The sequence below is a fragment of the Cellulosimicrobium sp. 4261 genome, from assembly GCF_040546915.1.
GTDB classification, from domain to species: Bacteria; Actinomycetota; Actinomycetes; order Actinomycetales; family Cellulomonadaceae; genus Cellulosimicrobium; species Cellulosimicrobium cinnabarinum.
Genome location: NZ_JBEPOQ010000001.1, coordinates 375,672 through 400,710 on the forward strand (window position 1 = coordinate 375,672; position 25,039 = coordinate 400,710).

The 25,039-nt window shown below is 75.1% G+C and carries 23 protein-coding genes; 13 read left to right on the forward strand and 10 right to left on the reverse strand.

Annotated elements, in window-relative coordinates; genetic code table 11:
• Positions 1-126 precede the first annotated feature (126 nt).
• Positions 127-1,113 (forward strand): TetR/AcrR family transcriptional regulator C-terminal domain-containing protein, encoded by a 987-nt coding sequence (locus ABIE39_RS01710; RefSeq protein ID WP_175007437.1) that lies wholly within the window; start codon positions 127-129, stop codon positions 1,111-1,113.
• A gap of 78 nt (positions 1,114-1,191) precedes the next feature.
• A complete protein-coding gene (gene pgm / locus ABIE39_RS01715; RefSeq protein WP_114553113.1) occupies positions 1,192-2,886 on the forward strand; it encodes a phosphoglucomutase (alpha-D-glucose-1,6-bisphosphate-dependent) in 1,695 nt (564 codons plus the stop codon).
• A gap of 98 nt (positions 2,887-2,984) precedes the next feature.
• Here the strand turns inward: pgm and ABIE39_RS01720 are convergent, their stop codons facing one another.
• On the reverse strand, positions 2,985-3,737 hold the full coding sequence (locus tag ABIE39_RS01720; protein ID WP_114553114.1) for a 2Fe-2S iron-sulfur cluster-binding protein: 753 nt from the start codon (positions 3,735-3,737) through the stop codon (positions 2,985-2,987).
• On the reverse strand, positions 3,734-5,602 hold the full coding sequence (locus tag ABIE39_RS01725) for an FAD-binding protein (RefSeq protein ID WP_354050134.1): 1,869 nt from the start codon (positions 5,600-5,602) through the stop codon (positions 3,734-3,736). Before ABIE39_RS01725 ends, ABIE39_RS01720 begins: the two co-directional genes overlap by 4 nt.
• A 223-nt stretch (positions 5,603-5,825) precedes the next feature.
• Between ABIE39_RS01725 and ABIE39_RS01730 the strand changes: the two genes are divergently transcribed.
• The gene (locus tag ABIE39_RS01730; RefSeq protein WP_114553115.1) at positions 5,826-6,557 is read left to right on the forward strand and encodes a hypothetical protein; all 732 of its coding nucleotides are present in this window, start codon (positions 5,826-5,828) and stop codon (positions 6,555-6,557) included.
• A 55-nt stretch (positions 6,558-6,612) separates the two neighbouring features.
• On the opposite strand, the gene ABIE39_RS01735 is transcribed toward ABIE39_RS01730, so the two are convergent.
• Positions 6,613-6,918 (reverse strand): GNAT family N-acetyltransferase, encoded by a 306-nt coding sequence (locus tag ABIE39_RS01735; protein WP_074805061.1) that lies wholly within the window; start codon positions 6,916-6,918, stop codon positions 6,613-6,615.
• A gap of 265 nt (positions 6,919-7,183) precedes the next feature.
• Here ABIE39_RS01735 and ABIE39_RS01740 point away from each other — a divergent pair, with 265 nt between their 5' ends.
• Positions 7,184-8,386, forward strand: coding sequence for an MFS transporter (locus ABIE39_RS01740; RefSeq protein ID WP_354050244.1), 1,203 nt, complete (start codon positions 7,184-7,186; stop codon positions 8,384-8,386).
• A 64-nt stretch (positions 8,387-8,450) separates the two neighbouring features.
• On the opposite strand, the gene ABIE39_RS01745 is transcribed toward ABIE39_RS01740, so the two are convergent.
• The 3 genes from ABIE39_RS01745 to ABIE39_RS01755 all read right to left on the reverse strand — a co-directional run bounded on the left by ABIE39_RS01745 (position 8,451) and on the right by ABIE39_RS01755 (position 9,819).
• Positions 8,451-8,768, reverse strand: coding sequence for a type II toxin-antitoxin system PemK/MazF family toxin (locus ABIE39_RS01745; RefSeq protein WP_114553117.1), 318 nt, complete (start codon positions 8,766-8,768; stop codon positions 8,451-8,453).
• Entirely contained in the window at positions 8,765-9,091 is a 327-nt protein-coding gene (locus ABIE39_RS01750; RefSeq protein WP_354050137.1) for a hypothetical protein, read from the reverse strand. The genes ABIE39_RS01745 and ABIE39_RS01750 overlap by 4 nt, the downstream gene beginning before the upstream one ends.
• Positions 9,092-9,243: 152 nt before the next feature.
• Positions 9,244-9,819 carry a helix-turn-helix domain-containing protein gene (locus tag ABIE39_RS01755; protein WP_043652975.1) on the reverse strand — a complete coding sequence of 192 codons (576 nt, stop codon included), beginning with the start codon at positions 9,817-9,819 and terminating at the stop codon, positions 9,244-9,246.
• Between the two features lie 47 nt (positions 9,820-9,866).
• On the opposite strand from ABIE39_RS01755, the gene ABIE39_RS01760 reads away from it, so the two are divergent.
• From ABIE39_RS01760 to ABIE39_RS01790, 7 genes are all read left to right on the forward strand, one after another.
• A complete protein-coding gene (locus tag ABIE39_RS01760) occupies positions 9,867-10,838 on the forward strand; it encodes a class I SAM-dependent methyltransferase (protein ID WP_354050139.1) in 972 nt (323 codons plus the stop codon).
• A gap of 84 nt (positions 10,839-10,922) precedes the next feature.
• Positions 10,923-11,915 (forward strand): NAD(P)/FAD-dependent oxidoreductase, encoded by a 993-nt coding sequence (locus ABIE39_RS01765; protein ID WP_354050141.1) that lies wholly within the window; start codon positions 10,923-10,925, stop codon positions 11,913-11,915.
• Positions 11,916-12,052: 137 nt separating this feature from the next.
• Complete coding sequence (locus tag ABIE39_RS01770) at positions 12,053-13,861, forward strand: pyruvate dehydrogenase (protein WP_354050143.1); 1,809 nt, start codon at positions 12,053-12,055, stop codon at positions 13,859-13,861.
• Entirely contained in the window at positions 13,858-15,483 is a 1,626-nt protein-coding gene (locus tag ABIE39_RS01775; protein ID WP_354050145.1) for a RecQ family ATP-dependent DNA helicase, read from the forward strand. Before ABIE39_RS01770 ends, ABIE39_RS01775 begins: the two co-directional genes overlap by 4 nt.
• A 65-nt stretch (positions 15,484-15,548) precedes the next feature.
• Positions 15,549-16,568: a phosphotransferase family protein gene (locus ABIE39_RS01780; protein ID WP_354050147.1), complete on the forward strand. Its 1,020-nt coding sequence runs from the start codon at positions 15,549-15,551 to the stop codon at positions 16,566-16,568.
• Between the two features lie 144 nt (positions 16,569-16,712).
• Positions 16,713-17,183 (forward strand): NfeD family protein, encoded by a 471-nt coding sequence (locus tag ABIE39_RS01785; protein WP_194227592.1) that lies wholly within the window; start codon positions 16,713-16,715, stop codon positions 17,181-17,183.
• 120 nt (positions 17,184-17,303) lie between these two features.
• Positions 17,304-18,773 (forward strand): flotillin family protein, encoded by a 1,470-nt coding sequence (locus ABIE39_RS01790; RefSeq protein WP_021482496.1) that lies wholly within the window; start codon positions 17,304-17,306, stop codon positions 18,771-18,773.
• 98 nt (positions 18,774-18,871) lie between these two features.
• On the opposite strand, the gene ABIE39_RS01795 is transcribed toward ABIE39_RS01790, so the two are convergent.
• Positions 18,872-19,774, reverse strand: a complete 903-nt coding sequence (locus tag ABIE39_RS01795; protein ID WP_175008711.1) for a GAP family protein — start codon at positions 19,772-19,774, stop codon at positions 18,872-18,874.
• Between the two features lie 171 nt (positions 19,775-19,945).
• Between ABIE39_RS01795 and ABIE39_RS01800 the strand changes: the two genes are divergently transcribed.
• Entirely contained in the window at positions 19,946-21,322 is a 1,377-nt protein-coding gene (locus ABIE39_RS01800) for a sensor histidine kinase (RefSeq protein ID WP_354050150.1), read from the forward strand.
• On the forward strand, positions 21,319-22,065 hold the full coding sequence (locus tag ABIE39_RS01805; RefSeq protein ID WP_175008713.1) for a response regulator: 747 nt from the start codon (positions 21,319-21,321) through the stop codon (positions 22,063-22,065). Before ABIE39_RS01800 ends, ABIE39_RS01805 begins: the two co-directional genes overlap by 4 nt.
• 63 nt (positions 22,066-22,128) lie before the next feature.
• Here ABIE39_RS01805 and ABIE39_RS01810 read toward each other — a convergent pair whose 3' ends face one another.
• Genes ABIE39_RS01810 through ABIE39_RS01820 form a run of 3 tightly spaced genes read right to left on the reverse strand, consistent with a single transcriptional unit; the run spans position 22,129 to position 25,028 of the window.
• Entirely contained in the window at positions 22,129-22,992 is an 864-nt protein-coding gene (locus ABIE39_RS01810; protein ID WP_354050152.1) for a carbohydrate kinase family protein, read from the reverse strand.
• The gene (locus ABIE39_RS01815; protein ID WP_175008715.1) at positions 22,989-23,657 is read right to left on the reverse strand and encodes a pentapeptide repeat-containing protein; all 669 of its coding nucleotides are present in this window, start codon (positions 23,655-23,657) and stop codon (positions 22,989-22,991) included. Before ABIE39_RS01815 ends, ABIE39_RS01810 begins: the two co-directional genes overlap by 4 nt.
• Before the next feature lie 42 nt (positions 23,658-23,699).
• The gene (locus ABIE39_RS01820) at positions 23,700-25,028 is read right to left on the reverse strand and encodes an MFS transporter (RefSeq protein ID WP_255437153.1); all 1,329 of its coding nucleotides are present in this window, start codon (positions 25,026-25,028) and stop codon (positions 23,700-23,702) included.
• Between the last annotated feature and the right edge of the window lie 11 nt (positions 25,029-25,039).

The window sequence follows — 25,039 nt, forward strand, 5'->3', positions numbered from 1 at the left end:
ACCCTCTCGTACGCCGTACCGAAATCGAGCGACCACGCTAGCATACGGTGTACGGGAAAAGGCAAGCCTTCGTCGCACGACCGCACCGGAGGCGAGATCCCGGGGGAAGTCGGGGAGGATACGCACGTGACGACCGACCCGACCGACGCCCGCGCGGCCGACCGTGCGCCGTCGGCCACCGCGCCGACCCCGCCCGCGACCCCGGACCCCGAGGACGCCGCGGGCGACGACGACGCCGTGCGGACGCGCGGCGTCGCGGCCGCCGCGGACGCCGGGGTCGCCTCCGCGGTGCAGGCGGCCGAGCACGCGCGCGCCCAGTTCACCGAGATCGTCCGCACCCCCGAGATCACGCGCCGTCTCGCGCTCCTCTGGGACCCGCCCGCGCCCGCGACGCGCGGCCGCAAGCCGCGCCTCACGCTCGACGACGTCGTGCGGGCGGGGATAGCCGTCGCGCAGGAGGGCGGGCTCGACGCGCTGTCCATGCGCCGCGTCGCGACCGAGCTCGGTGTCGGGGCGATGTCGCTCTACACCTACGTGCCCGGGCGCACCGAGCTCGTGGACCTCATGATCGACCGCGCGTACGCCGAGCTCGACCTGCCCGCCGCCGGGGCACCCTGGCGGCCCGCGCTCGCGCAGTACGCGCACGAGCTGTGGAACCTCTACCTGCGCCACCCGTGGATCCTCCAGACCAACATGTGGCGCGCCCCGCTCGCGCCCCACGTTCTCGACGCCCAGGAGGCCGGGCTGCGGACCATCGTCGACACCGGCCTCTCCGAGCTCCAGGTCGTCGACACCCTCGGCCTCGTCGACAACTACGTCCAGGGCCTCGCGCGCGCCACGATCGCCGAACGGACCGAGCGCGACGCGACCGGCGTGGGCAACGACGAGTACTGGACGACCCTCGGCAGCTTCTGGGAGGACTGGTTCGACGTCGAGCGCTACCCCGTCATGACGCGCGTCTACGTCGCGGGCGGCTTCGACGCGCCGCAGGGACCCTTCGACGCGAGCCTCGACCGCCTGCTCGACGCCGTCGAGCTGGCCATCGACAGCGCGAGCGCCGACCGGTCCGACGACCCCGCCGCCGCGCCGGAGGACCCCGACCCCGCCGGCTAGGGAGGTCGTGCCGAAGGTCCCGCGGCACGACGCCCGTCCCGGCTGACGTGCGGGCGCCACCCCTGGCAGGATCGACCCATGGATCCCCGCGCCGGCACGCCCGCCCAGCCCAGCGACCTCATCGACGTCGACGCCGTGGTCGGCGCCTACTACGACCTCGCGCCCGACGTCGACGACCCGGCCCAGAAGGTCGTGTTCGGCACGTCGGGCCACCGGGGGTCGAGCCTCGACCACGCGTTCAACGAGGCGCACATCATCGCGATCACGGCCGCGATCGTCGAGTACCGGCGCTCGCAGGGCACGGACGGGCCGCTGTTCATCGGGCGCGACACCCACGCGCTGTCGCTCCCGGCGTGGCAGACCGCGCTCGAGGTCCTCGTCGCCGCGGGCGTCCAGACGTACGTCGACGCGCGCGACTCGTTCACCCCGACCCCCGCCGTCTCGCAGTCGATCCTCCTGCACAACGAGGCCACGACGGTCGACGGCGTCCGCACCACCGGCCCCGGCCTCGCGGACGGGATCGTCGTCACGCCGTCGCACAACCCCCCGCGCGACGGCGGCTTCAAGTACAACCCGCCGCACGGCGGCCCCGCCGGGTCCGCGGCGACCGGCTGGATCGCGGACCGCGCGAACGAGATCCTGCGCACCGGCGTCGGCAGCGTCCCGCGCGTGCCGCTGACCCAGGCGCTCACGTCCGAGCACGTGCACAAGCACGACTTCCTCACCACGTACGTCGACGACCTGGCGAACGTCCTCGACCTCGACGTCATCCGCGACTCCGGCGTCCGGATCGGCGCCGACCCGCTGGGCGGCGCGTCGGTCGAGTACTGGGGCGAGATCGGCGAGCGGTACGGGCTCGACCTCACGGTCGTGAACCCGCAGGTCGACCCCCGCTGGGCGTTCATGACCCTCGACTGGGACGGCAAGATCCGCATGGACTGCTCGTCCCCGTACGCGATGGCGTCCCTCGTCTCCGGCATGACCGGGGAGTCCGGGAACGCCGAGGGCGGCGCGCCGTTCGACGTCGCCACCGGGAACGACGCCGACTCCGACCGCCACGGGATCGTCACGCCCGACGCCGGGCTCATGAACCCCAACCACTACCTCGCCGTCGCGATCCAGTACCTCTACGGCGGCGCGCGCGAGGGCTGGCGCGACGACGCCGCGATCGGCAAGACGCTCGTGTCGTCCGCGCTCATCGACCGGGTCGCGGGCGGGCTCGGCCGTCGGCTCGTCGAGGTCCCCGTCGGGTTCAAGTGGTTCGTGCCCGGCCTGCTCGACGGCTCCGTCGGGTTCGGCGGCGAGGAGTCCGCGGGGGCGTCGTTCCTGCGCAAGGACGGCCGCGTCTGGTCGACGGACAAGGACGGCCTGCTCCTCGCGCTGCTCGCGTCGGAGATCATCGCGACCACGGGCCGCACGCCGTCCGAGCACCACCGCGACCTCGTCGAGCGCTACGGCGAGTCCTGGTACGCGCGCGTCGACGCGCCCGCGACGCTCGAGGAGAAGGCGACGCTCGGCAAGCTCTCGCCCGAGCAGGTCACCGCGACCGAGCTCGCCGGCGAGCCGATCACCGCGAAGCTCACGAACGCCCCGGGGAACGACGCCCCGATCGGCGGGCTCAAGGTGACGACCGAGAACGCGTGGTTCGCGGCCCGGCCGTCGGGCACGGAGAACGTCTACAAGATCTACGCCGAGTCGTTCGTCTCCGCCGAGCACCTGACCCAGGTCCAGGCCGAGGCGAAGGACGTCGTCTCCGCGGCGCTCGGGAGCTGACGCCCCCGCCGAGGGAGAGGCGTGGTCACGACCACGCCTCTACCTCGGGGGACCACGCCTCTCCCTCGGCGGACCGGGGCCCTACCTCGCGAGACGGGCTAGGTCGCCCGACGGCGCTCGCGCGCGTCCCACGTGTCCGTCGCGACGCGCTGGGCGTCGCGGAGCGCGCGGGCCGGGTCGACGCCCTTGGGGCAGACCTGCGTGCAGGCCCCGACCTGGATGCACGGCCAGACGCCGAACTCGGTGTCGAGGACGTCGGCGCGGTCGAGCTCGCCCGCGTCCCGCGAGTCCTCGTCCCAGCGGCGCGCCGTCGCGACGACGGCCGGGCCGAGGAAGTCGGGCGCGACGTCGAGCTGCGGGCACGCCGCGTAGCAGAGCATGCAGTCGATGCACTCGGCGAAGCCCTTGAACGCGGCGAGCTCGCCCGGCGTCTGCCGGTGGCCCGACGCCGGGTCGACGAGCGGGAGGCGCGTGGCGCCGTCGGGCACGAGCCAGGGCTGCACGGTGGCGAGCTTGCCGAGGAAGGTGTCGGTGTCGACGACGAGGTCGCGGAGCACCTCGGCGTGCGCGAGCGGCTCGACGACGAGGCCGGACGTGCGGTAGCCGCGCACGAACGTCTCGCACCCGAGCACCGGGCGACCGTTGACCATGACGCCGCAGCTCCCGCAGACCGCCATCTTGCACGACCACCGGAACGTCAGCGTGGGGTCGGCGTGGTCCTTGACCCACTGGAGCGCGTCGAGCACGGACGTGCGGTCGTCGTAGGGGACGTCGAACACGTCCCGCCTGCCGGTCGCCGCGCCGTCGGGCGACGTGCGCGCGACCTCCAGCCGCACCGTCTGCTCGCTCACGCGCCCTCTCCCTCCTCCGCCGAGAACGACGTTGTCGTCGTCTCCGGGCTCTTCCCGACAGCAACCTCGTGCTCGGCGGGAGTCCCGGAGCCCACCGGGACGTGGGTCACCTCGATCGTGCCGCCCGTGCCGAGGCGGACCTCGGAGTGCCGCGCCGCGGCGTCCGACGCCGGGAAGTCCAGCCGCTGGTGGGCGCCGCGCGACTCCTCGCGCGCGAGCGCGGCGGCGACGGTCGCGTGCGCGACGAGCAGCGTCGCGCCGAGCTCGACCGTCGTCGCCCAGTCGGTGTTGAGCACGGCGCTCGTGTCGGCGACGCGGACGTCGTCGTACCGGGCGCGCAGGTCCTCGACGGCGGCGAGCGCCCGCCGCAGGCCGTCGGCGTCGCGGTAGATCCCGGCGTCGGCGTCGAGCACGCGCCCGAGCTCGGCCCGGATCGCGGCGGGCGGCTCGGTCCCCCGGCCGCGCATCGCGAGGTAGCCGTCGGCGATCTCGGCGGCCCGGTCCACGACCGCGGGACCCGTCCGGATCGCCGAGGACCCGCCGTCGGCCCCGGGCGGGCCCATCTCCCGCGACCACGCGAGCGCCGCCTCGCCCGCCGCGCGCCCGACGACGAGCGTCTCCACGAGCGAGTTGGACCCGAGCCGGTTGGCGCCGTGCAGGCCGGTGGACGCGCACTCCCCCGCGGCGAACAGCCCGGCGACGCCGGTCGTGCCGCGCGCGTCCGTGCGGATGCCGCCCATCGTGTAGTGCGCCGTCGGGCGCACGGGCACGGGCTCGGTCGCCGGGTCGACGCCCGCGAACTGCTTGGCGAGGCCGGTCACGAGCGGCAGCCGCTCGGCGAGACGGTCCTTGCCCAGGTGCCGCAGGTCGAGCAGGACGACGCCGCCGTCGGGCGTGGGGATGGTGCGACCGTCGCGGTCGGCGTGCCAGAACGCCTGCGACAGGCGGTCGCGCGGCCCGAGCTCCATGGTGCGCGGCACGGGCGCCCCGACGGGCGTCTCGGGCCCGAGCCCGTAGTCGGCGAGGTAGCGGCGGCCGTCGGCGTCGAGCAGCACCCCGCCCTCGCCGCGCGCGGCCTCGGTGAGGAGGATGCCGCTGCCCGGGAGGCCGGTCGGGTGGAACTGGAGGAACTCCAGGTCGCGCAGCGGCACTCCCGCGCGGAGCGCCATCGCGGTGCCGTCGCCCGTGCAGATGCCCGCGTTCGTGCTGGTCCCCCACGCGCGCGCCGAACCGCCCGTCGCGAGGACCACGGCGGGCGCCTCCAGGAGCAGCGGCTCGCCGCGGTGCTGGTCGTGCACGACGACGCCGCGCACCTGGGCGTCCGGCCCGCCCGGGTCGTCGACCACGAGGTCGAGCACGTGGTGCTCGTCGTACCGGCGGACGGGACCGTCGGGACCGGAGTGTCGAAGCGACGTCTGGAACAGGGTGTGCAGGAGGTGGAAGCCGGTCTTGTCGGCGGCGAACCAGGTGCGGGCGCGGCTCATGCCGCCGAACCGGCGGACGGCGACGTCGCCGTCGTCCGTGCGCGACCACGGCAGCCCCCACCGCTCGAGCCGGTAGAGCTCCCCGGCCGCGCGCTCGACGACGAACCGGACGGCGTCCTCCTCGCCCAGCCCGGCGCCGCCCGCGAGGGTGTCGGCCACGTGCTGCTCGAGCGAGTCGTCGTCGCCCACGACGCCCGCCGCCCCGCCCTCGGCGGCGACGGTGTGCGAGCGCATCGGGTAGACCTTCGAGACGAGCGCGACCACGGGGGTGCGGCCGTCGTCACGGGCCGCGACCTCGGCGACGGCGAGCGCCGCGCTCAGCCCGGCGGCGCCGCCCCCGACGACGACCACGTCGGCGTGCTCGACGCGCAGCGCGGTCACGGGCGTCCTCCGGTAGCGAGAGGGCGGGCGGGCAGGTCCGGTGCGGCGCAGAGCGGGGGGAGAGCGTGCCGAGGCATAGGGGAAGGGTCCCCGCGCCGCGGGAGCGGCGCAACAGGCGAAGGTCCCGGTCCGAGGCCCTGATGGGCACCGCTCCCCATCGAGCGCGAGCCCCCTCTGTGGGTAAGGTCCGTGCGGAACCCCTCCCCGAACCACCGGAGCACTCATGCGTCCCGCCCGTACCGCCGCCCGCCTGACCGTCGCCGCCGCGCTCGCGCTCGGCCTCACCGCGTGCACCGTCGCCGTCGACGGCGGGGACGCCCCGAAGACGTCCGCCCCCGAGGAGACGACGACGGAGGAGTCCGCGCCGGCCGAGGACGCCGAGGAGGCCGACGACGCCGCGGCGGAGGGGACCGAGGCGGACGGCGAGCTGCCCGACTGGGCCAACCCCGTCGCGACGCCGGGCGAGCAGATCTCGACCTTCACGGTCGGCGACGTGCGCGTCGACGTCTACCAGGTGGGCGTCACGCAGGCCTCGAAGGACGGCCTGTTCGTCGACCCGGACACCAACCAGCCGCTCATCGCGGCGGGCGACGACATCGTCTTCATCAACTACGTCATCACGAACGAGGGCGACCCGATCGACCTCGGCTCGAGCCTCGTGAGCATCGACGAGCGCTACGACGACTGGCCGTACATGCAGGGCATGGACACCATCGTCGACGACGCGCTGTACGAGGCGCAGGGCGTGCACGACGACGCGATGCACAACCAGGCGTACCGCGAGCCGTCGGTGTACCCGTTCGCGACGGGCCAGTCGTACTCGTACGCGACGAACTTCCGCTACCAGCCCGGCTCGCCGATCACGTTCGACGCCGTGATCACGCCCGTCGACGCGGAGGGCGAGCTCCTGCACGACGAGCGCATCGAGGGCGAGGGCACCGGCACCATCTCCTGACGCCGCCCGCGCCGCGCGAGAGCCCCGGTCCTGACGGGCCGGGGCTCTCGTGCGCTCAGCGGCGGGTCAGGTCCTCGTACTCCGGGTGCCGCTCGACGTACGCGCGGATGAACGGGCACAGCGCGACGACGCGCTCGCCCGACTCCCGCACGCTGTCGAGCGCGCCCGCGGCGAGCGCCGACCCGACGCCGCGCCCCTCGAACGCGGGGTCGACCTCGGTGTGCGTGAAGATCACCGCGCCCGGCTCCCGCACGTAGGCGGCGAAGCCGGCGACGACGCCGTCGTCGGTGCGGGCCTCGAAGCGGTCGCCCTCGTCGGTGACGGTGACGGTGGGCGTGCGGGGTGCGGCGCTGTCGGTCATGCCGCCATCGTCGTCGGCCCGGTGCCCGGGGACAACCGCTCGACGACCCCTGAGACGGCCGTCACGTCGGGCGTCGCGACACGAATTCGCTACCGGCCGGACGGCTTCCGGGTGCGACACTGGGACGGTGGTCCAGGATTCCCCGTCGCGCGCTGACGACCCCGAGAACCCCGAGCACCGGCGGGACGACCTGACGACCGAGGGGACGACGTCGGGCACGCCGCCCGAGGCCGACGTCCGGGCCTCCCGCAACCCCTACCGCGCCGTGCTCACGCTGCCCGGCGCGTGGCGGTTCTCCGCGGCGGCGCTCGTCGCGCGCCTGCCGATGTCGATGGTCGGCATCGGCACGATCCTCATGATCCAGGGCATCTACGGCGAGTACGCGCTCGCGGGACGTGTCGCGGCCGCGCTCGTCGTGGCGCAGGCGGTCGTGTCGCCCCAGATCGCGCGCCTCGTGGACCGCACGGGGCAGCGCGTCGTCATGCTGCCGCTGCTCGCCGCCGCGACGCTCGGGCTCGGCGGGCTCATCCTCTGCGCCGTGCTCCGCGCGCCCGAGTGGACGCTCTACGTGTTCGCCGCGGTCTCCGGCGCGACCCAGGGGTCGTACGGCTCGATGGTCCGCGCGCGCTGGACGCACATCGTGCCCGACGCGCGGCGCCTGCACACCGCGTACTCGCTCGAGTCCGCGCTCGACGAGCTCGTGTTCGTCGTGGGGCCCGTGCTCGCGACCGTGCTCGCGACGAGCGTGTCGCCGTCGGCAGGGCTCGTCGTCCCGCTGGTCGCGGCGGTCGTGGGCGGGCTGTGGTTCCTGTCCCAGCGCGCGACCGAGCCGCCCGTCGTCGTGCCCGAGGCCGGCGTGAAGCAGCGCTCGGCCATGCGGTCGACGGGGATGATCGTGCTCGCCGTGATCTTCGTGGCCATGGGCATCGTGTTCGGCGCGACCGACGTCTCGACCATCGCGTTCGCGGAGGAGGAGGGCCAGAAGGGCGCCGCCGGCATCATCCTCGCCGTGTTCGCCCTGGGCTCGCTCATCTCCGGCCTCGTCTACGGCGCCCGCCACTGGGTGTCCCCGCTGTGGCGCCGGTTCGTCGTCGGGATCGTCGCGCTCGCCGCGGGCGTCTCGCTGTTCTTCTTCGTCACGTCGATCCCCGTGCTCGCGGCGGTCATGTTCGTGACCGGGTTCGCCATCGCGCCGACGCTCATCAACGGCAACAACCTCGTGCAGAACCTCGTGGCGCCGACCCAGCTCACCGAGGGCCTCGCGTGGGTCGGGACGTCGCTCGGTGTCGGGGTGTCGATCGGGTCGTCCGTCGCCGGGTCGCGCATCGACGCGGGCGGCGCGCACGCCGGGTTCGAGGTCGTCGTCGCGGCGGCCGCGCTCGCCGTCGTGCTGGTGCTCGTGGCCCTGCGGTCGCTGCGACGCAGCGCCGACCGCGAGGACGTCACGGACAGCACGCCGACCCACTGATGCGGGGTACGCCGCGAGACGGTCGACGTCGAGGTCCCGAGACGACGGACGGGACGGTTCGGCCTCAGATGATGCCGAGGTAGCTCTGCACGGCCCGCTCGAGCGCGTCCAGGTCGTCTCGAAGAAGGAAGTCGACCGGCTCCCCGACGACGTAGTCGGTGTCGATCACACGGAGCTGGTCGACGAGGAGCACGGTCTCCTGGCCGGCGATCTCGAGGACGGGCCGGAAGATCGCACGCTGCGCGCTCGTCGAGGTCGGCACGATCGTCGCGACGGACCACGGCATGTTCGTCGGGGACAAGACCACCCCGTACCGCCGACCGCCCTGCTCGTGGCCGCGGGGATCGCCGAGGTCGACGCGGTAGACGGCGCCGCGGATCACCAGGCGTCCGGCTCGTCGTCGAGGTTCTCGTGCGCGAGGTTCTCGGCATCGATGCGGGCCTGGTCGACCCACTTCTCGTGCGCGACCAGGTGCAGGCCACGGCGAACGGCATCGCTGGCGGTGACGCCTTCGTCGCGGAGGCGGTCGAGGATCCGGCGCTCCTCGGGGGTGGGTCGGAACGTGACGGAGTCGCGCTTCGCCGAGGCGCCCTCGCCCTTCCCGCCCCGCGGGGTCCCTCCGGCAGGCACGTTCTTCCCGCCCCGGGAGGTCGAGCCTCGGGGGGTCGTTCTCTCGTGCGCGGTGCTGCGGGTTCTCGTCGCCATGATCGCGACACTACACCGGGTGTCCCACATTTGTCAGACATGGGTCTGGCGCGGATGACGCCCGCACACCCTGCCGCCAGCACCGCCCCTCGGCTCGACGAGCACTCCGCGCCGGGTCGGCGCGATCCACGACGCCGCAAGCCCGCCGCCCGTCAGGCTGGGTCGGCGCCCGAGAGGTGGGCGCGCTCGCCCTCCTGGTCGAAGATCGTGAGGATCTCGACCGGGCCGTCGTGCGCGCCGAACGAGTGCGGCACCATCGTCGAGAACTCCGCCGCCTGTCCCTCGTGGACGAGGATCCGTCGGTCCGCGAGGTAGACGACGGCCGTCCCGGACAGGACGGTGAACCACTCGTGCCCCGGGTGGACGCGCTGGTGCTCCGGCCCGACGGCGCGCTCGGGCGTCAGGCGCATCTTCGCGACCATGGTCCCGGTCCGCTCGCGCGACAGCAGCCACGTGGTCTCCCCCGGGCGGCGCTGCGGCTCGGGCCGGATCACGACGTCCTCGTCGTCGACGGGCTCGACGAGCTGGTCGAGCGTCGTGCCCAGCGCACGGGCGATCGGCACGAGCTGGTCGAGCGCGATGCGCCGGTGCCCGGTCTCGATGCGGCTGAGCGTGGACGGGCTGAGGAAGCAGCGCGCGGCGAGCGCGTCGAGCGTCCAGCCGCGCGCGAGCCGCAGCCCGCGGATGCGCTGCCGCACGACGGCGTCGAGATCCGGTTCTTGCGTCATGAGCAAGATCCTATGCTCAGCACGCATGATCGTCCTACGGTGGAGCCATGGACCTCCCCGCCCGTCCCCGACCTGCGCCCGGTCCCGACGACCCCGCCGTCGCGGGTCCCGGCTCGACGCACCGTGCCGCTCACGCACCCGGGCACGGCCACGCACCCGGGCACGGCCACGCACCCGGGCACAGCCACCCCCACGGCGCCGCACCCGGGCACGAGCACAGCCACGGCCCGCACGACGGCGCCGGGATGGCCGAGCTGCTCGAGCTCGACGCGCTCGTCTTCGGGGACCTCCTCGACGAGGCCGTCGCGGTCGCCGTCGAGCACGCCCCGGACCCGACGCGCACCGTCCTCGACCTCGGTGCCGGGACCGGCACCGGGACCCGCGCGCTCGCGCGGGCGTTCCCGGACGCCGAGGTCGTGGCGGTCGACGCGGACGCCGCGATGCTCGACCGCCTCCGGGCCCGGCTCGCGGGGACCGGCCTCGCGGAGCGCGTGCGCACCGTCGAGGCCGACCTCGACGCCGGGTGGCCGCCGGTCGGCGTCGCGGACGTCGTGTGGGCGTCTGCCTCGCTGCACCACGTCGCCGACCCGGCGCGCGTCCTGCACGACGTCCACGACGCGCTCGCCCCGGGCGGCCTGCTCGTCGTCGTGGAGATGACCGCGACGTCGCCCGTCCTGCCCGACGGCGCAGCCCACGCCGACCTCGCCGCGCGCCTCGAGCGCGCCATGGCGCACGCCGGCTGGAACCGCTACCCCGACTGGACCCCGTACCTGACCGCCGCCGGGCTGGAGGTGGTGGACCGGCGCGAGCCGACCGCCGTCGTGCCGCCGGGGCCGGACACGTCCCGCTGGGCGCACGCCACCGCGCTGCGCCAGCGCGAGCACCTGGCGGACCGGCTTGAGCCCGCCGACCTCGCCGCGCTCGACGCCGTGCTCGCGGCGACCGCTCCCGGCACGACCGACCACACCGTCCGCGCCCGGGGCGGGCGCGTCGTCTGGGCCGCCCGCCGCCCCCGCTGAGTGCGTCGAAGAGTCGCCGTCCGGGCCGGTCCCCGCGACCGTCTCCCGCTCTCAGCGAGTCCCGTCACCCTGCAGAGGAGAACCATGGACACCACGACCATCACCGAGAAGAAGGTGCCCTACGACGTCGCGATCGTCGGCGGCGGTCCCGCCGGGCTGAGCGCCGCGGTGACGCTCGCGCGGTCGCTGCGGTCCGTCGTCGTGCTCGACGCCGGCGAGCCCCGCAACGCGCCCGCGGAGGGCGCGCACAACCTGCTCGGGCGCGAGGGCGTGCCGCCGCGCGAGCTGCTGGCCACGGGCCGCGCCGAGGCCGAGGGCTACGGCGCCGAGGTCCGCGACGCGCGCGTCGCCCGCGCCGACGGCGACGTCGAGACCGGCTTCACGCTCACCCTGGACGACGGCCGGACGGTCCGGGCGCGCCGCGTGCTGCTCGCGACCGGCCTCGTCGACGAGCTGCCCGACCTGCCGGGCGTGCGCGAGGGCTGGGGCTCGACCGTGCTGCACTGCCCGTTCTGCCACGGGTGGGAGGTGCGGGGACAGCGGATCGGGGTCCTCGCCACCGGGCCGGCCGCCGCGCACCAGGTGCTGCTGTTCCGTCAGCTCACCCCGCACGTCACGCTGTTCCAGCACACCGCCCCCGAGCCCGACGACGCCACGTGGGAGCAGCTCTCGGCGCTCGGCGTGCGCGTGGTCGAGGGCGAGGTCGAGCGGCTCGACGTCGACGGCCGGGCCGTCCGGTCGGTCGTGCTCGCGGACGGGACGTCGTTCCCGGTGGACGCGGTCGTCGTCGGGCCACGGTTCGTCGCGCGCGGCGAGCTGTTCGAGCAGCTCGGCGGGTCGCTCGAGGAGCACCCGGCGGGCCGGTTCGTGCCCGCCGACCCGCGCGGCGCGACCGCCGTGCCGGGCGTGTGGGCCGCGGGCAACTCGAGCGACCTCATGGCGCAGGTCGGGGCGTCGGCCGCAGCCGGGGTCATGGCCGGCGCCGGGGTCCACGGCGAGCTCGCGCAGGCCGACGCGGCGGCGGCCGTCGCGCGTCGGCGGACGCCGTTCGCGGCGCACGCCGAGCCTGCCGTCTGAGGCCCGGCCTCGGCCGCCGAGGGGAGCACCAGGGTCGCCCGACCGCAGCGTGACGCACGAGACGCCCGCTCACGCTGCGCCCCCGGGCGACCCGTCGCACGATGGAGGACGACCCCAGCCCACCGTGGAGGTACGTCATGCCGTTCGGAATCGGTCGCTCCCCGCAGGACAAGCGCAACCGCACGGTCGCCGACCTGCTCGTCGCGCAGCTCATCGAGGCGGGGGTGCGCCGGATCTACGGCATCGTCGGCGACAGCCTCAACCCCGTGGTCGACGCCGTGCACCGGTCCAACGCGGGCGAGAACGCGGGCAAGGGGATCGAGTGGATCCACGTGCGCCACGAGGAGGCCGCCGCGTTCGCCGCGGCCGCGGAGGCCGAGGTCACGGGCAGCCTCGCGGTGTGCGCCGGGTCGTGCGGGCCGGGGAACCTCCACCTCATCAACGGCCTGTACGACGCCAACCGGTCGCGCGTGCCCGTGCTCGCCATCGCGAGCCACATCCCGAGCAAGCAGATCGGCACCGGGTTCTTCCAGGAGACCCACCCCGACCGCCTGTTCACGGAGTGCTCCGTCTACTCCGAGATGATCTCCAGCGCCGAGCAGGCGCCGCGCGTCATCAACTCCGCGATCCACCACGCCTACGGCGCGCGCGGCGTCTCCGTCCTCACGCTCCCCGGCGACGTCGCCGACCTCGACGCCCCCGCCGCCGTGCCCGACGTCGCGTGCCGGCCCGCTCCCCCGCGCGTCGTCCCCGACGCGACCGCCGTCCAGCAGCTCGCCGACGCGATCGACGCCGCGAAGAAGGTCACGATCTTCGCCGGCGCGGGCGTGCGCGGCGCGCACGACGACGTGATCGCGCTCGCAGACAAGATCGCCGCGCCCGTGGGCCACTCCCTGCGCGGCAAGGAGTTCATCCAGTACGACAACCCGTTCGACGTCGGCATGTCCGGACTCCTCGGCTACGGCGCCGCGTTCGACGCCATGCACGACTGCGACCTCCTCGTGCTGCTCGGCACCGACTTCCCGTACGACCAGTTCCTCCCGGAGTCGGTCCGCACGGCCCAGGTCGACGTCGACCCGACCCACCTCGGGCGGCGCACGCGCCTCGACCTCGCCGTCGTGGGCGACGTCGGCGAGACGGTGCGCGCGCTCCTGCCGCTCGTGAAGAAGGCGCGGTCGCGCAAGTTCCTCGACTCGATGGTCGCCAAGCACGAGAAGGCGATGACCGGCGTCGTCGGGGCGTACACGAAGAAGGTCGAGCGCACGACGCCGATCCACCCCGAGTTCGTCGCGGACACGCTCGACCAGGTCGCCGCCGACGACGCGGTGTTCACCGTCGACACGGGCATGTGCAACGTGTGGGCCGCGCGGTACATCACGCCCAACGGGAAGCGCCGCGTCATCGGGTCGTTCATCCACGGCTCGATGGCCAACGCGCTCCCCCACGCCATCGGCGCCGCGGCCGCCGGGCGGGCAGGGGGCCGCGAACGCCAGGTCGTCGCCATGGCCGGTGACGGCGGCCTCTCGATGCTGCTCGGTGAGCTCGTGACGCTCAAGCACTACGACCTGCCGGTCAAGGTCGTCCTGTTCGACAACGCGAGCCTCGGCATGGTGCGCCTCGAGATGCTCGTCGACGGGCTGCCGATGTTCGGCACCGAGTCGCCGCACGTGGACTACGCCGCGGTCGCGAACGCGATCGGCATCCCGGCGGTGCGCGTCGAGAAGCCGAAGGACCTGCGCCGCGCGCTCCAGGAGGCGCTGAACCGGCCGGGACCGGCGCTCGTCGACGTCGTCACCGACCCCCGCGCGCTCTCGATCCCGCCGAACATCACCGCGGGCCAGGTCCGCGGGTTCGCGGTCGCGATGAGCAAGGAGGTCCTCGGCGGCGGCATGGGCGAGGTCGTCTCGATGGCCCGCGCCAACCTGCGCAACGTGCCCCGCCCGTGACCGACGAGCCCACCCTCGCCGACGTCCGCGACACCGCCCGGGAGGTCTTCGGCTACCGCGACCTGCGCCCCGGGCAGCGCGAGGCGATCACCGCGCTCCTCGACGGCCGCGACGTCCTGCTCGTGCTGCCCACGGGGGCCGGCAAGTCCGCGGTCTACCAGCTCCCCGGCCTCGAGCTGCCCGGACCGACGCTCGTCGTCTCGCCGCTCATCGCGCTCCAGCAGGACCAGGTGCGCTCCCTGCTCGAGCTGGGCGACGACGACGCGCGCGCCGCCGCCGTGAGCTCGGCCGTGCCCGCGGCCGAGCGCCGCGCCGCGCTCGAGGCCGCCGCGGCGGGCGAGCTCGAGTTCCTCTTCCTCTCGCCCGAGCAGCTCGCCAACGACGAGGTGCTCGACGCCGTCCGTGCGGCCCGGCCGAGCCTCGTCGCAGTCGACGAGGCGCACTGCGTCTCGACCTGGGGGCACGACTTCCGGCCCGAGTACCTGCGCGTCGGCGAGCGTCTCGACACGCTCGACCCGCGGCCGCGCGTGCTCGCGCTCACCGCGACGGCGTCCCCGCCCGTGCGCGAGGACGTCGCCGAGCGCCTGCACCTGCGCGACGCCGCGGTGATCGTCCGCGGGTTCGCCCGCCCCGGCATCGCGCTGGAGGTCGTGCGCACCGTCGAGGCGACGGACAAGGACCGCGCGGTCGTCGAGCGCGTCCGCGCGGAGGCCGAGCACGGCGTGGGGATCGTCTACGTCGGCACGCGGCGCCGCACGACCGAGGTCGCCGACGCGCTCGCGGAGGCGGGGCTGCGCACCGCGGCCTACCACGGCGGGCTGCGGCGGGCCGAGCGCGACGAGGCCCAGCGTCGGTTCACGGAGGACGAGGTGGACGTCGTCGTCGCGACCTCCGCGTTCGGCATGGGCATCGACAAGCCGGACGTGCGGTTCGTCGTGCACGCCGACGTCCCGGGCTCTCCGGACTCCTACTACCAGGAGGTCGGCCGCGCGGGCCGCGACGGCGAGCCCGCCGTCGCGGTGCTGTTCTACCGGCCCGAGGACCTGGGCCTCCAGCGCTACTTCGCGGTCGGCGTGCCCGACCGCGACGACCTCCGCGAGGTCGCGCGCGCCCTGGGCCGGGGCGGTCCGGACGACCAGGCGTCCTCGGCGCCCGGCGGGCGGGCACGGCTGCCCCGGCGCCTGGCGCGGCTGCGCGCGCTCGTGGAGGACGCGCGGGCGCTCGCCGGCGAGGACGCCCGCCCGGCCGCGGTGGCCGACGTCGCGCACGAGCTCGCGGAGGCCCGGCGCCGGGTCGACGACTCGCGCCTGCAGATGATGCGCGCGTACGCCGAGACCCCGCAGTGCCGGCGCCAGTTCCTGCTCGCCTACCTCGGCGAGGAGCTGCCCGAGCCGTGCGGGCGCTGCGACACCTGCTGGGCCGGGACCGCGGAGGAGAGGGCCGCCGACGACGCGTCCGCGCCGTGGTCGACGGGCACGACGGTGCGACACCCGGAGTTCGGCGAGGGGACCGTCATGGGCTACGAGGGGGACGACCGCGTGACCGTGCTCTTCGAGACGCACGGGTACCGGACCCTGAGCCTCGACGCGGTGACGGACCAGGGCCTGCTCACCGCGTCCTGACCCCGGTGCCGGTCGCCGGCGCGGGCGCGCGTCCGCGTCGCGGACCCGGCCGGTAGCATCGCCGCGTGCTCACCAGGACGACGGTCACGGACGACCAGCTCGCGGCGCTCGTGGCGCCCCTCGGCGAGGCGCTGCGGTCCGAGCCGCTGAGCGGCGGGATGTTCGCGAGCGTCTTCGCGGTCGACCTCGCCCCGCGGCCGGGCGCGGTGCCCGACGACGTCCCGGGCCGCGTCGTCGTCAAGGTCACGGGCGCCGACACGTCGCGCCTCCTGCGCTACGAGCACGGCATCCCCGGCACCGAGGCGGCGGCCTACCGGGCCGCCCACGCCGCGGGCCTGCCCGTCCCGCAGGTGCTGCACGCCGACCTGACGCGCGAGCACGTGGACGGCGACGCGCTCGTCGTGACGTTCCTCGACGGGACCCTGTGGAGCGCGCGCGAGGCCGACGCGGCGGAGTCCGCCGCCGTCCGCCGCGGGCTCGGGTCGTTCATGGCCCGGCTGCACCGGATCGCGGGCGACCGGTTCGGCTACCCGGCCCCCGCGTCGGACCTCGCGGCGGCGAGCTGGCCCGACGCGGTCGCGCGCATGGTCGACGCCGTGCTCGACGACGCGCTCGCCTGGGGCGTCGACCTCCCGGCGGACCGGGTGCGCGACGCCGTCGCGCGGCACCGCGACGTCCTCGCCCGCGTCGAGGTCCCCCGGCTCGTGCACGCGGACCTGTGGCCGGGCAACGTGCTGCTCGCGCCGGACGCCCCGCGGATCGTCGGCGTGCTCGACGCCGAGCGGTCGCTCTGGGGCGACCCGCTGTTCGAGCTCGCAGGGGCCGACCAGCTCGGTGCCGGGCCCGTCGACGCGGACCTCCTCGCGGGCTACGCCGCCGAGGGCGGCGACCTGGGGCTGGGCGACGGCACGCCCGGCAGCGGCGACCCCGCGGCGTGGACGCGCCTCCGCCTGTACCGCACCTACCTGTCGTGCCTCCTCGCGGTCGAGGTGGTGCCGCGGGGCTACGAGGGCGACTGGGTCGAGGGGTACGCCGGCACGGCCCGCGCCAACCTGCTGCGGATGCTGGACGAGCTGGGCGTCTGAGACTCCCGTGCGGGGAGTCCTCCCCATGTGACATACCCCCGGATCGCCCCACGGCATGGTCGGGTCACGGTAAGGTGTGCGTACGTTCACGACAACTCCACACGCCACTCCCGCGCCGTGGCCACCCGTCCGAGGGGACCTCGCATGATCGCGTTCATCGTCATCGGCATCGCCGGACTCGCCCTCCTGCTCCTCTCGCTGCTCGTCGGCGAGATCGTCGACCTGGGTGACGGCGCGGTGTCCGGGACGACGCTCGGCGTCGGTGGCGTGGTGTTCGGCGCCGTCGGCGTGATCGTGGCGTCGAACGACCTGCCGACGTGGCTCGCGTACGTCGGGTCCCTCGTCGTGGCGCTCGTCGTCATGGTGCTCGTCCAGCTCCTGGTCAAGAACCTGCGTGCGTCGGAGGACGGCGTGCCCGTGTCCCTCGTGGGCGTCCAGGGCACCGCGACCACCGCGATCGACGCCGGCCGCGGCGAGGTCTCGCTCGACGCCGCGCACGAGCTCGAGCGCCGCCTCGCGTGGTCCGACGAACCGATCCCGGAGGGCGCGCGCGTCGTCGTGCTCGAGCAGTCCGGGAGCCGCGTGCGCGTCCAGCGGCACTACCCCAACGACTGAGGTCCGACGGACCGACCACGACGCCCCGCGCGTCGTCCCGCGGGTGCCGCGCACCCGCACGACTGCCGCACGTCCTGACCTGCCCGCACCCACGGAAGGAGACGCGCCCCGGCGCGGACCATGTTCGACGACACGAACCTCATCACGACCCTGGCGATCGTCGCCCTGGTCATCGCGTTCTTCGCGGTGGTCATCTTCATCAGCAAGCGCATCCGCCGCGTCCCGCCGAACGAGGCCCTGGTCATCGTCGGCCGCGGCGCGGGCCGCAAGGAGGCCGGGGGCAGCGGGCAGAAGGTCGTCGTCGGCGGCCGCACGTTCGTCTGGCCGATCCTCCAGCAGGGCTTCTCCATCTCGCTCGAGCAGCGCCAGATCGGCATCACGGTCGAGGGCGTGGACAAGAACCGCATCAAGATCGCCATCAAGGCGTCGATCAACTTCAAGGTGCGGGGCGACGAGGAGGGCGTGCGCCGCGCGGCCCAGCGCTTCCTCTCCCAGCAGGGCACGCTCACCGAGATCATCAAGGAGTCCCTCGAGGGCTCGCTGCGCTCCATCGTCGGCGACATGACGATCGAGCAGATCATCTCCGACCGCAAGGGCCTGTCCGACCGCGTCGTCGAGTCCACGAAGGCCGACCTCTCGGAGCAGGGCCTCCAGGTCGACCTGCTCAACATCTCCGACATCTCGACGCCGGGCTCGGACTACCTCGCGAACCTGGGCCGCGCCGAGTCGGCCCGCGCCCGCCAGGTCGCCGAGGTCTCCGAGGCCGAGGCCCAGCGCGCGTCGGAGTTCGCCGTCATCGAGGCGGCCGAGCAGATCGCCGAGCGCCAGAAGGCCCTCGACCTCAAGCGCGCCGCGATCAAGGCCGACACCGACCGCGCGAACGCCGAGGCCGAGGCCTCCGGCCAGCTCGCGCGTGCCGAGCAGGACCGCCTCGTCGCGCAGCAGGAGCGCGAGGCCCTCGCCGAGCAGGCGCGCGTGACGCAGGAGCGCCTCGACATCGAGGTCCGCAAGCCCGCCGAGGCCAAGGCGTACGCGGAGGTCCAGGAGGCCAACGCGCGTCGTGACGCGGCGAACGCCGCGACCGAGGCCGACGCGTACAAGCGCACCGTCATCGCCGAGGCGAACAAGACCGCGGCCATCCAGGACGCCGAGGCGTCCGCGCAGGCCGTGCGTCGTGCCGGTGAGGCCGAGCGTGACCGCCAGGTCGCCCTCGCGGCCGGTATCCGGGCCGAGGGTGAGGCCCGCGCCGCCGCGATCGAGGCCGAGGGTCGCGCCGAGGCGGCGGCGACCGACGCCAAGGCCGACGCGCTGCAGAAGTACGGCGAGGCGGCGCTCGTCCAGGAGCTCATCGAGCGCCTGCCCGAGATCGTGCGGGCCGCGGCCGAGCCGATCGGCAACATCCAGGGCATGACCGTCGTCTCGACCGACGGCGCGTCCGCGCTGACGAAGAACGTCGCGTCGGTCCTGGGCGAGGGCCAGGGCGTCATCAAGCAGCTCACGGGCGTGGACATCAACCAGCTCATCGCCAACCTCGCGGGCACGCAGCTCGCGGGCTCGGGCGACGCGCCGACCAACGGCACGTCGCACTGACCCACCCTGCCGAGCATGCGGCCGTGGCCCGTCCGGACCTCCGGGCGGGCCACGGCCGCATGGTCGGCGAGCAGGACGGCAGACCTGGGAGCGGACGGTCAGGCCCAGCCGAGGCGACCGAACGCGTTGAGCGCGAGCAGCACGCCCAGCGCCCCGAGCACCCAGCCCGTCATGTCCGTCGCGTTCTTCGTGAGCCAGCGGTCGAGCCGACGCAGCACCGGGTCGACCGCGCGCGCCGCGACGAGCCGGCCGAGCAGCAGCAGGAGCGCGGGCGCGACCATGACGACGCAGTACGCGGCGAGGATCGCACCGCTCCCGGGCCAGCCGACGTCCGACGTCGTGACGATCCCGATCGCGGCGAGGTAGGGCAGCATCGTCCCCACCTCGATCGCGACGGCCCCGAGGGCCAGCCCCATGAGCGGCAGGACCGACGAGCGTGTCCGGACCGCGCCGGTCCCGGCGGTGTCCGCCTCGATCCCCAGCGCGCGCTCGCGCCACCGCGAGATCCGGCCCGGGCGCGGGGGCGACGACGGCGCGCCCGGCCCCGCGGTCTCGGCACCGGCAGCGACGCCGGTCCAGGGGCCGGCTCCCCCGGCGTCGGCCCGACCCGCGACGGACGGGGCGGCGTCGGACTGCGCGGCCTTGCGCGCCGCGCGCTTGCTGTCGAACCGGAAGCTCAGCGCGAACAGCCCGATCCCCAGGAGGAGCTGCACGATCGCGGCGGCCCGTGTGTCGAGCGCGTCGCCGAACCGGTCGAGGAACGCGCCCGCGCCGAGCAGCACGACGATCCCGACGGCGAGATAGAACCCCGCCACCGTGCCGAGGTACACGAGCACGCGTCCCGCGCGCAGCCGCCCCGGCGCGAGCAGGAGCCACACGGGGATGAGGAGCGTGCCGAAGCTCGTGGAGTCGATGAGCGCCAGCACGACGAGCACGCCGGCCATCGCGGCCAGGCCGAGGCCCGGACCGCCGACGGCGTCGAGGTCGAGAGGGAGGTCCATGCCCCGAGCGTCCCGCCCGACGCGCGGGCGTGTCGTCCGGCGAACGACCGACCCGCGCGACCGGAAGAGGGCCCCTGTGGCGCGCGCGAGCGTCCCGTGCCGGGGCCGGGACGGGGCGTCGTACACCGTTCGACCGATCCGTCGCCGGGCGCGCTGTGCTGGGATGGAGGCGTGAGCACGCACGACGGCGGGACGCAGGACGCGCGCGCGGCCGCGCCCGGGCGGGGCGGGCGCTGGCGGGCGGCTGCCGGTTCCCTGCACGGCGTGTGGCGCATCGAGGACCGCCGGAACGACCTGTTCTCGGCCGTCACGACGTTCGTCCTCGGCTGGGTCCTGCTCGAGGTCGGGCTCGTCGGGATCGTCCGCGCGTCGTTCGTCGTCGAGCCCGCGCACGCCTGGTGGCGCGTGGCGCTGCTCGCCGTCGGGTGCCTCCTCATCCTCGCCAAGCGCGCGCACCCGATCCTCGCTCTCCTCGGCGGGGTGGTCGTCACCGCCGTCGACCTGCGGTGGGGCGGGAGCCTCGCGCTCATGCTCGTCCTGTGGGACCTGCTCTACGCCGCGGCCCTCTGGTCGCGGCCACGGGCGCGCGCCTGGCTCTGGGGCGTCGCGGCGACCGTGGTGGCGGTGGGCGCCGTCGGGGCGGGCGAGGCCGCGCGCGACGTGCGGGAGTTCGTGTACATGGGGCTCCAGCTCAGCGCCCTGCTCCTCGTGCCGATGTGGTGGGCCACCAACGTGCGCACCACGAGCGAGCTCGCCGAGGTCGCGGGCGAGCGCGCCGACCTCGCCGCGCGCGAGGCCGAGGCCGCCGCCCGCACGGCCGACCTGGAGCGCCAGCGCGCGAGCGACCTCGAACGCATCGCCCAGCTCGACCGGCACGAGGCCGTCCGGGCCGAGCGCGCCGCGATGGCGCGCGACCTGCACGACGTCATCGCGTCGCACCTGTCGACCATCGCCATCCACTCCGGCGCCGCGCTCGCCCTCCCGCCCGACGCCACGAAGGACCGCGCCGCGCTCGAGCAGGTGCGCGCGAGCGCCGTGGCGTCGCTCGACGAGATGCGCTCCATGATCCTGCTGCTGCGCACCGAGGGACGACGCGAGGGGGACGACGCGACGGACGCCGTCGCCGCCCCCGGCCGCCTCGCCGGCCTCGACACGCTCCTCGACGCCGCGCGCGCGACGACCGCCGTCACGCTCCACGACCCGGACGGCGTCGCGGCGTCGCCCCTGCCCGCGGCGGCGGACCAGGCGCTGTACCGCATCGCGCAGGAGTCCCTGACGAACGCGCTCAAGCACGCGCCCGGCGCCCCGGTCGCCGTCGAGCTCTCCCGGCACGAGGCGGCGGTCGTGCTGGAGGTGCGCGACGACGGCGCCCCCGGCTCCGGGACGGTCGAGGCGCCGCTGAGCGCCGGCACCGGTCTGCTCACGATGCGCGAGCGCGCCGACGGTCTCGGCGGGACGTGCAGCGCCGGCCCGCTGCCCGGGGGCGGGTGGTCCGTGCGCGCCGAGATCCCGGTGGCCGGGCTCCCGAGCGAGAGGCAGGACGCGTGACGCGACGACCGGTCCGGGTGCTGCTCGCCGACGACCACGCCGCGATCCGGGCGGGCCTGCGCCTCCTGCTCGACGCCGCGCCGGACGTCGAGGTGGTCGGCGAGGCCGCGGACGGCACCGCCGCCGTCACGAACGCCCGGGCCCTGCGCCCCGACGTCGTGCTCATGGACCTGCGCATGCCGGGCGTCGACGGCATCGAGGCGACGCGCGTCATCACCGGCGAGCACCTCGCCGAGGTGCTCGTGCTCACGACGTTCGACCTCGACGAGTACGTGGACGGGGCGCTGCGCGCCGGGGCCGCGGGGTTCCTCCTCAAGACGGCCGAGCCCGCCGCGCTCCTCGACGCCGTGCGTCGCGTCGCCGACGGAGACGGCGTCCTCGCGCCCGAGGTCACCCGCCGGCTCCTCGCCGCGTTCGCGCGCGGCCCCGTGCCCGACGCCGGCCCCCCGCTCCACGCGGGATCGCGCCCGGGCGGCACGGACGGTCCCGGGAACCCCGCGGCGTCGGGCGGCGGGGGCGTCGTCGCCGACGACCGGGCAGACCCGCGGCTCGCCGACCTCACGCCGCGCGAGGTCGACGTGCTCGCGGCGCTCGGCCGCGGCCTGTCCAACCAGGGCATCGCGACCGACCTCTACATCACCGAGGCCACGGCCAAGACGCACGTCTCGCGCGTGCTCGCGAAGCTGGGCGTCGCGACCCGGATGCAGGCGGCGATCGTCGCGCGCGACGCCGGCCTGGCCTGACCCCACCCGGCCACCGACCACGCGATCGTGGCCGCCGAGCACGGGGGTGGGGAGCGAGGCCGGTCAGGCCGGGGCGAGGTCCGGGCTCTGCACGACGAGGGCGGCGTGCCGGGCGCCCGCCCGCATCGCCTCCTCGACGCCCGCGCCGCGCAGGTGCGCGTCGAGGAAGCCCGCGAAGAAGCCGTCGCCGGCGCCGTTCGTGTCGACGACGTGCGGCACGGGCTGTGCCGGGACCTCGACGAAGCCACCGTCCGGGGTGAGCGCGACGGCGCCCCGCGACTCGTGCGTGCAGACCACGAGACGCGCACCCGCCTCGACCCGGGCGGTCATGAAGCCGCGCCAGTCCTCGAGCCGGTCCCCGCTGAGGAACACGTGCGTCCCGGCGTCGACCCAGGGCCGGTGGAACGCGGACTCGCCGTCGTAGTCGTGCAGGTCGACCCAGACGTCGCGGCCGTGGGCCAGGGCGAGGTCGAGCACCGGGAGCGCGGGCACCGCGAGGTCGACGACGACGGCCCGCGCCGCGTCGAGCGCCGCGACCGTGGCGTCCCACCCCGCTCCCCGCGCCGGGACCTCGGCGGGGGCGCGCAGATAGACCGAGACGCGGCCGCCGTCGTCGTCCATGAGGTTGAGGTGGCTCTCGGTGCGGCCGTCGGGCGACGGCTCCGCGAGCACCCGCACCCCTGCGCCCTCGAGCACGGACCGGACGCGCGCGCCGTCGTCGTCCGCCCCGAGCACGGTGCGCAGGAGCACCGACCGGCCGAGGCGCGCGAGGTTGAGCGCCTTGCCCGCGGACGTCCCGCCGACCGTGTGCCGATGGGACCTGGCGAACGCCGTGTGGGGCGTGGGAGCGGGCAGCTCGTCGAGCTGGACGAGGAGGTTCCACGACGCCGGCCCCGCGACGAGGACCTCGGCCTGCGGGGGCGTCATCGGTCCGTCACCGTGATGCCGAGGCTGTGGGCGAACGTCGCGGCGAGGCGGGCGAGCTGCATCGAGTCGATGGTCGAGCCGCGCAACGACTCGATGCCGCCGAGCTCGTCGATCTCCGCGCCGCGCAGGTCCACGTGGGCGAGCGTGGCGCCCTGCACGTCGAGCCGGCGCACGCGCGTGCCCTCGAACGCGACGCGCAGCGCGTCGGACGCGACGAGGTCGAGCTCGTCGATCGTGCAGTCGGTGAACATCACGTCGCGCAGCGACGCGCCCCGGAGGTTGACGAACCCGAGCTTGCAGCCCACGAACCGCACCCCCGCCCACGACGACTCGTAGAGCTCGGCGGACCCGAGGCGCGCGCCCCGCACCTCGACCTCGCGCCACCGGCCGCGCGTCCCGCGCACCACCGGGACGTCGAGGCGCCCCAGCACGACCTCCGTGAGCGTCACCGCCCCGAGGTCGGCCTCGTCGGCGCGCACCTGGTCGAGCCGCGACGAGAACACGCTCGCCCCGTGCAGGTCGAGCCGGTCGAGGCGGAGGTCGGTGATCTCGAACCCCTCGAGGTCGGCCTCCGCCTCGAGGTCGTCGGCGTCGCCGGTCCGCAGGTCGTCCAGGGCGACCGGGTCGATCGCAGGCGGGTCGGTCGTCGACTTCTTCGGAGGCACGCCCCGAGCCTAGGCCGCGCCGCCCACGCGACGACGGGCCGCTCAGGGCTCCGGGTGGAGGGCGTCGTAACGCCAGAAGCGGCGCTGGGCCCGCACGACGAGCCACAGCACGACGACGCACGCCACGCCCCCCGCGACGGCGGCCCACGCCTCCCCCACCCAGGTCGCCTGCGCCCCGAGGACGAGCTCGCCGAGGCGCGGCCCGCCCGCGACGACGACGATGAACACGCCCTGGAGCCGGCCGCGCATGTCGTCGGGCGTCGCGGTCTGGAGGATCGTCTGGCGGAACACCGCGCTCACGGCGTCGGACGCGCCCGCGAGCGCCAGCGCGACGCTCGCCGCGGCGACGCCGCCCACGAGGACGGTCGTCGGGGTCGTCGCGCCCACGCCGAGGAGCACGACGCCGAACAGCACGATCGACAGCCCGTAGGCCGTGATCGCCCACACGATGACGCGGCCCTGCCACCGCACGCGCGACAGGCCGCCGGAGAACACGCCCGCGAGCACGGCCCCGACGGCGAACGCCGCGGTGAGGACGCCCGTCGTCGCCTCGCCGCCCCCGAGGAACACGACCCCGGCGGCGGGCAGGAGCACGCGCGGCGAGGCGAGCACCATCGCGGCGAGGTCGACGAGGAACGTCGTGCGGACGTTGGGCTGGGTCGCGAGGTACCGCAGGCCGTCGACGACGGACCGCCACCCCACGACGCGGCGCCGGCGCCCCGCGGGTGCGACGACCGCGGCCGGGGCGCCGGGGGCGGCGGGCAGCGGCGGGATGTCGGGGAGCCGCCACACCGCCCACAGCGCGGCCGTGAACAGGACGGCGTCGATCGTGTACGCGACCTGGTAGCCCCACAGGGCGACGAGGAACGCGCCGCCCAGCGGGCCGACGGTGAGCGCGACGTTCCACGCGATCGTCTGGAGGGCGTTCGCGGCGGGCAGGAGCCGGGGCTCCACGAGGCGCGGGATGATCGCGGAGCGCGCCGGGTTGTTGATCGCGAAGGCGGCGGACTGCGCCGCGACGAGCGCGTAGAGCACCCCGACCGAGTTCAGGTGCAGCCACGCCTGGACGGCGATGAGCGCGGTCACCACCCACAGCGCCGTCGAGGCCGCGAGCGCGACCTTGCGGCGGTCGTACGCGTCGACGAGCGCACCGCCGTAGAGCCCGAGCACCACGAGCGGCACGAGCGCGCAGAGGCCGAGCACTCCGACCGCGAGCGACGAGCCCGTGAGCGCGTAGACCTGCAGGCCGACGGCGACGACCGTGAGCTGCGAGCCGAGGTTGGAGATGCCGAGCCCCCACCAGAGGCGGCGGAACGGCGGGGAGATGCGCAGCGGGGTCGTGTCCGCGAGAAGACCGTTGACTCGAGCCACGACCGCCGAGC

Bases quoted from the DNA above. Each gene is read 5' to 3' on its own strand.
- pgm (WP_114553113.1), top strand. From the start codon at position 1,192: ATGGATCCCCGCGCCGGCACGCCCGCCCAGCCCAGCGACCTCATCGAC.
- ABIE39_RS01730 (WP_114553115.1), top strand. From the start codon at position 5,826: ATGCGTCCCGCCCGTACCGCCGCCCGCCTGACCGTCGCCGCCGCGCTC.
- ABIE39_RS01735 (WP_074805061.1), bottom strand. From the start codon at position 6,918: ATGACCGACAGCGCCGCACCCCGCACGCCCACCGTCACCGTCACCGAC.
- ABIE39_RS01750 (WP_354050137.1), bottom strand. From the start codon at position 9,091: ATGGCGACGAGAACCCGCAGCACCGCGCACGAGAGAACGACCCCCCGA.
- ABIE39_RS01755 (WP_043652975.1), bottom strand. From the start codon at position 9,819: ATGACGCAAGAACCGGATCTCGACGCCGTCGTGCGGCAGCGCATCCGC.
- ABIE39_RS01760 (WP_354050139.1), top strand. From the start codon at position 9,867: ATGGACCTCCCCGCCCGTCCCCGACCTGCGCCCGGTCCCGACGACCCC.
- ABIE39_RS01765 (WP_354050141.1), top strand. From the start codon at position 10,923: ATGGACACCACGACCATCACCGAGAAGAAGGTGCCCTACGACGTCGCG.
- ABIE39_RS01770 (WP_354050143.1), top strand. From the start codon at position 12,053: ATGCCGTTCGGAATCGGTCGCTCCCCGCAGGACAAGCGCAACCGCACG.
- ABIE39_RS01785 (WP_194227592.1), top strand. From the start codon at position 16,713: ATGATCGCGTTCATCGTCATCGGCATCGCCGGACTCGCCCTCCTGCTC.
- ABIE39_RS01790 (WP_021482496.1), top strand. From the start codon at position 17,304: ATGTTCGACGACACGAACCTCATCACGACCCTGGCGATCGTCGCCCTG.
- ABIE39_RS01795 (WP_175008711.1), bottom strand. From the start codon at position 19,774: ATGGACCTCCCTCTCGACCTCGACGCCGTCGGCGGTCCGGGCCTCGGC.
- ABIE39_RS01810 (WP_354050152.1), bottom strand. From the start codon at position 22,992: ATGACGCCCCCGCAGGCCGAGGTCCTCGTCGCGGGGCCGGCGTCGTGG.